This is a genomic window from Bacillus sp. JJ722 (assembly GCF_036963345.1).
GTDB lineage: Bacteria > Bacillota > Bacilli > Bacillales > DSM-1321 > Bacillus_AD.
Window position 1 is genome coordinate 1 of record NZ_JBALMO010000081.1, and the last position, 5520, is coordinate 5520.

4 protein-coding genes are annotated in these 5520 nt (G+C 35.8%); 1 reads left to right on the top strand and 3 read right to left on the bottom strand.

Annotated elements, in window-relative coordinates; genetic code table 11:
- Positions 1-191: 191 nt before the first annotated feature.
- The 3 genes from V7014_RS11630 to V7014_RS11640 all read right to left on the bottom strand — a co-directional run bounded on the left by V7014_RS11630 (position 192) and on the right by V7014_RS11640 (position 4259).
- A complete protein-coding gene (locus tag V7014_RS11630; RefSeq protein ID WP_335507277.1) occupies positions 192-1370 on the bottom strand; it encodes an NAD(P)/FAD-dependent oxidoreductase in 1179 nt (392 codons plus the stop codon).
- Between the two features lie 39 nt (positions 1371-1409).
- Complete coding sequence (locus tag V7014_RS11635) at positions 1410-1853, bottom strand: DUF1641 domain-containing protein (protein WP_335507279.1); 444 nt, start codon at positions 1851-1853, stop codon at positions 1410-1412.
- Positions 1854-2363: 510 nt separating this feature from the next.
- The gene (locus V7014_RS11640) at positions 2364-4259 is read right to left on the bottom strand and encodes an alpha/beta fold hydrolase (protein WP_335507281.1); all 1896 of its coding nucleotides are present in this window, start codon (positions 4257-4259) and stop codon (positions 2364-2366) included.
- A 334-nt stretch (positions 4260-4593) separates the two neighbouring features.
- Between V7014_RS11640 and V7014_RS11645 the strand changes: the two genes are divergently transcribed.
- A complete protein-coding gene (locus tag V7014_RS11645) occupies positions 4594-5403 on the top strand; it encodes an enoyl-CoA hydratase/isomerase family protein (RefSeq protein WP_335507283.1) in 810 nt (269 codons plus the stop codon).
- The last annotated feature ends 117 nt before the right edge of the window (positions 5404-5520 follow it).

Sequence of the window (5520 nt, forward strand, 5' to 3'; positions counted from 1 at the left end):
AATCGGGTTCTTACTGGCGCTTCATCTCCCACTTAAACGGCTTCGCTTTTACTTTCATTTTGAAGTGGGACTCTTAGCGCCAGTTTGAACGGGATAAAAAAAGCCCAAGAATACTCACGTCAATGAGTAATCTTGGGTTATATTTACATCTATTAATCCCGTTTTTCCGCACACACTATCAATCTATTTGCTTAATATGTTAAAGCGAATAGTCCTTTAATATGAGACAAGTAACGAACATTACTTGCTTCTTTCATAATTGTTGCTGGCAAACCTTTAAGTTGAGCAGAATTAGCTCCAATTGCAGCCACTGCATCTTTACGACCTAAGCTTGCAAGTGTACCAGAATTAATTGGTGTAAACGTATCCATAGATTTATTTTCTAATAATGCATATAAATTGTATCCAACAAGCTCACCCATTTGCCATGCGATTTGTGCTGTTGGAGGATAAGGACGACCATCTGGAGCAAAGTAAACAGCGCTATCACCTACAACAAATACATCTTTGTGCGAAGTAGATTGTAAGAAATCATTTACTGTTGCACGTCCACGATTCACTTCAAGTCCTGATTCACCTACTAGTGGGTTACCTTGTACGCCGCCTGTCCAAACGAACGTATTAGCAACGATTTTTTGGCCGTCTTTAAGGTCAATTTCATTACCTTTAACGTTAGTTACAGGTAGACCAGTTAAGAATTCCACACCACGTGCAGATAAACTTTCAGTAGCGCGATCGATTAAAGTATCAGCAAGTACTGGAAGAATTTTAGGGCCCGCTTCAACAAGTTTTAACTTAATATCTTTTACATCAACGCCGTATTTTTTTGTAAGAGTTGGCATAATATCAACTAACTCACCAACAAGCTCAACACCAGTTAATCCGCCGCCGCCGATTACAATTGTAGCATCAGCTTCATTTTTTGTTTCTGCATATGCACGAATACGATCTTCAACATGAGCAAAAATCTTATTAGCGTCATTTGCTGATTTTAATACCATACTGTACTCTTCTAATCCTGGGATACCAAAGTAAGCTGTAACACTTCCTAATCCAACTACTAACGCATCATAAGATAAAGAAGAACCATCATCCAATTTAACAACTTTGTCTTCAACTGAGAAAGAATCTACTTTAGCAATGCGAAGATCAATATCTTTTCCTTTGAAAAGCTTTTGTAATGGTAACGCGATTGCTTGTTCAGAAATACTACCAGCAGCTAAACGATGAAGTTCAGTAATAATTTGGTGAGTTGAAAACTGGTTAACAACTGTTACTTTAGCTTCTGATTTATTTAAATATTTTCGTACAGTTAAAGCTGATAGAAGCCCGCCATAGCCTGCACCTAGAATGACAATATGTTTTGACATTGTAAATCCCCCGTCCTCACTAGTTAAATGTATAAAGAATTACTTTTGGTTGTTACGTTCTGCTGAAACTTCTAAGTATGCATTTACAAAACGGAATAGTTTCTGTGCTTGTGGATCTTTTAGTAGTCTCAAAAGACTGAAAAGACCGATTACTTCATTGCTTTCTTCAGCGCGATCTTTCGCTTCAATAGCAGTAGCAGTAATACTCTTCACAGATTTAGTCACAGGCCCTAAAACGTCTGTGATTGCACCCATAGTATCTTTCTTTAATACATCATCAGTAATAACTAACTGAGCGAAGTCATAAGACTTTGTCATTACAGTTACAAGTTCAGTAAGTTTTGGCAATTGTTCTACTAATACAGCCAATGATTCCTGAACTTCAGGTTTTAACAACTGATCAAGTATATCTTGTTGTTGTTGATTAGCAGACACTTGTACAGTTTCTTGTTCAGCTTTTGCTTGTGTGATTGTTTCTGACATATCCCATTCTCCTTTACGATACGATAAAACATACCGCGTATTTGTCGGGAATTAAAGGATTCCCATCTCCTATAAAATTTCCTTAACCCCCAAATAATTGATAAAGAAAATTTGTAAAGAATTACACAAAGTTTTACAAAAAATAATTAGGCATCACAAAAATATTACAATATAAAGAATTTTTTTTAAATAAAAAAGCTTAAAAATTTAACTTTTTTTTAATATTTTCTTAATAATATGCTTATATAGACCTTTCACCAATGAAACGATTATATAATCCTAGATTCCATTGGTTAATATATACTATCATTTTTCATAAATCTAGAAATCCATCATCCAACTAGACTATTTAAACTTATTTAGTAGGCTTTTTTCATTAGTTCCCAAGGAAACTAGCAATATGAAACAGCCAAAAAACATACTAAAACTGAAGTTTTTTGGCCGTTTCATAAGAAAATATGTAAATGTTGAGGTTTTTACTCCACCATCTTATACATATCCCTTACTAAATTAATTCTTTTTCTGAGCTAGATTATATAGCATCGTCATTAATTGTGCCCTTGAAATAGGTGTATCAGGTTTAAAAGATTCTAAACTTTTATCATTACCATATCCTTGAACAACATCTTGCTCATAGAGCCATTGAACAGCTTCCTGTAAAGTAATATCAGACTTCACGAATATTTCCCCTAACATAACAGCTGCTTGACCACGTGTAACTACAGAATTTGGATTTTGCTTAGTAACAAGACCTGATTCTTTTGCAAGTGTGTATATCGCTTCATTAGATTCGTCTTTTAAAGGCGTTCCTAATTTGTAACGGAACAGTACTTTCAAAGCCTGACTTTCTAATAGATTTTGCTCTGGTTTAATACGTTTTTCATCAGCATAGCCAACGATAATGCCTTTATTCAGTGCCCAAGCAAACGCCTCAGACCAAAATTCTCCTGTTTTATAATCAATGTAGCTCGTAGGATCAACGGTTGGTTCTTCTGTTATTTTTCCATTTTTCATCCAGCTTGACAGATCTTTAATAACGCCTTCAGAAATAGTACCAGGTGTCAAATACTCTGTTCTGAAGTCCACTTCGCCTTTGTATTCAGAAAGCGCATGGAACATGTTTGGATATAGTTTATACTGAACATTTTCTTTTCCTTGCAGTGTTTTCTGCCATTTCTCAAATTCATTCATAGGAACTTGTAGATCCTTCGCTCCATGTATAAGCAACATAGGAACATTTAACTCTTTAGCCGCATCTGCTGGAATATAATTGCGCAGATTATACCACCAGTTCCAACCAGGCATAGCATGAAAATCTTTCGGCGGATTATCTAATGAATATTTCGTATCGTATAATTGAGTCATTTGCCGCTTAAAATCTGTGATATAACCTTGGAATGCTGCAATTTGTTCCGCTGGTACTTTTTGATTTTTCATTTGCTCTAGCTGCCACTCCAACTGCCATATTATAATGTCTTGGAATTTACCTGCTGGCCCTGCTGCTCCAATTACACCTTTAATATTTTTTTCTTTATCTCCTTGTAAAATGAGTGGGAGTGCATAAGCTCCTTGACTATGACCAAAGACAAAAATATTCTTAGGATCAATCTCTGGAGTTGACTTCAATAAGTCTACTGCTAGATTTGCATCAATAACTGTCTCTTCTTGTATGGTTCCATCATTAGTCGTATCAAAAGCTAATTTTGCATTATGAGTTGCCGTTCTTTTGTCATATCTTAGCACCGCGATTCCTTCATTAGCTAATCCAACCGCTAAATCACGAAATGGCTTATGAGAATAAAAAGTCCCATCCATATCGTGAGGACCAGAGCCATGTACAAGAACCAATACAGGGAAAGGACCTTCTCCTTTTGGTATAGTCAACTTACCAGGCAGACTAAACTCACCTTTGCCAATCGCAACATCTTTCTCCGTATAATTCTTCAAATCATAAGCTGGAGTTATATGTTTTACACCTGGCACTACTACATTAAATGTAAAGTCATCAACCAGTCCATCTTTATTAAAGCGCAGTACAAGCTCATATTCACCTGTACTAGTTTTACATATGTATGTGACTTTCGTATGTACGGCATCACTCTTCACATCTTTCAACTTAATATCAGATATAGCACCATACGTTTTTGATAGATTGCTCCACCATTGTGACAAGAGAGGTTTCGTAACATACTTCTTTAAGTTATCACTGAATAAATTATGTACTTCATCCCATTTTTCTGCTTTCGCTTTTTGTACGAAATCGTTTGCAACATTCTCAAAGTTTACTTGTTTAATAGAATTTTCTGCATGAACTGCATTTGGTGCAAGTGAGAATCCTACTAGAGTAGTAAAGCTAAGTGAACCTGCTAATAATAGATTTCCAGCTATTTTTCTTTTCTTCCCCATAATATTCCTCCTTTTCCGATTCCTCTCATCTTATCATTGCATCTATAACAATTACTATATAATTTGGGAAATTGTATAAAAAATGTATAAATGTTGGATGTTTATCCATTTTTTAATCTCCTATTTCACTACCTTAAGGTCTTTGAAAGTCTGCTGTTGTTTAAAATGCATAGGATGCAGAACCACTACCAAGCCATAATACTATTAAAAGTAAAATAATTTAAATTTTCTTGACATTAATCCATTTAATTAGAGACATAGCTAAGCTTACATTATAATGAGAGCATAGGAAGATTTTACAAATAACTAAAATTAGAAATGAGGAGAATCTAGCATGCAGGTAAGAATAAATCGTATGGAGTCTGAACAAGCAAAAATCGTTCTTCAAGAAACAGCTGGGCTAGCCATTATTACTATTCATCGCCCTCATTTACGAAATGCTTTAACTGCAAATATGTGGAATCAACTTGCAGAAGTCGCCTTGAATGTCCTAGAAAATCCAAAGAATAAAGTACTGTTATTACGAGGTGCTGGTGAGCAATTAACAGCTGGTTCTGATATTAAAGAATTCAACCAAATGTCTTTGGAAGAAGCAGAGAGCGCATTTGTAACGATGGAAAAGACAATCTCTACATTTGAATCACTACCTATTCCAACCATAGCTGTTATTAATGGTCCTGCAATGGGAGCAGGACTTGAATTAGCTCTAGCCTGTGATATTCGAATTGGTTCCGAAAAAGCAAAACTAGGTATTCCCGTTGGTAAGTTAGGCATAACCTTAAATAACAAATTCGCTCAAAGACTTGTTAACTTAATCGGTCCAAGTTTGACTAAAGACTTAGTATACACAGGTCGAATTTTAAAATCAGATGAAGCATATCGAGTAGGTATGCTCAATTACGTAGTCAAAGATAAAGACCTAGATCGCTATGCCATTCGCATGGGTAATTTAGTAGCTTCACAATCACCAGCATCCCTGCTAGCTATTAAACAAGCTGTACAAGAGTGTGTGGAAAGTGCCCCTGTGCTTTGGAAAGGCTCAACTCCATTTGTGGATGCGAATGATTTCCCAGAAGGAATTGCTGCATTTGTTGAGAAGCGAAAGCCACAATTTATTCGTCGTAAGAAGAACTTAAATAACTAAAGGATTTCGCATAACAAATAAAGCGAAACTTTAATCAGTGGTGGCGTTCGTCCATCCACGGCCTATTATTAGTTGAAGCAATCTGGTTTTTACTGGAACTTGATCTCCCACTTAAAC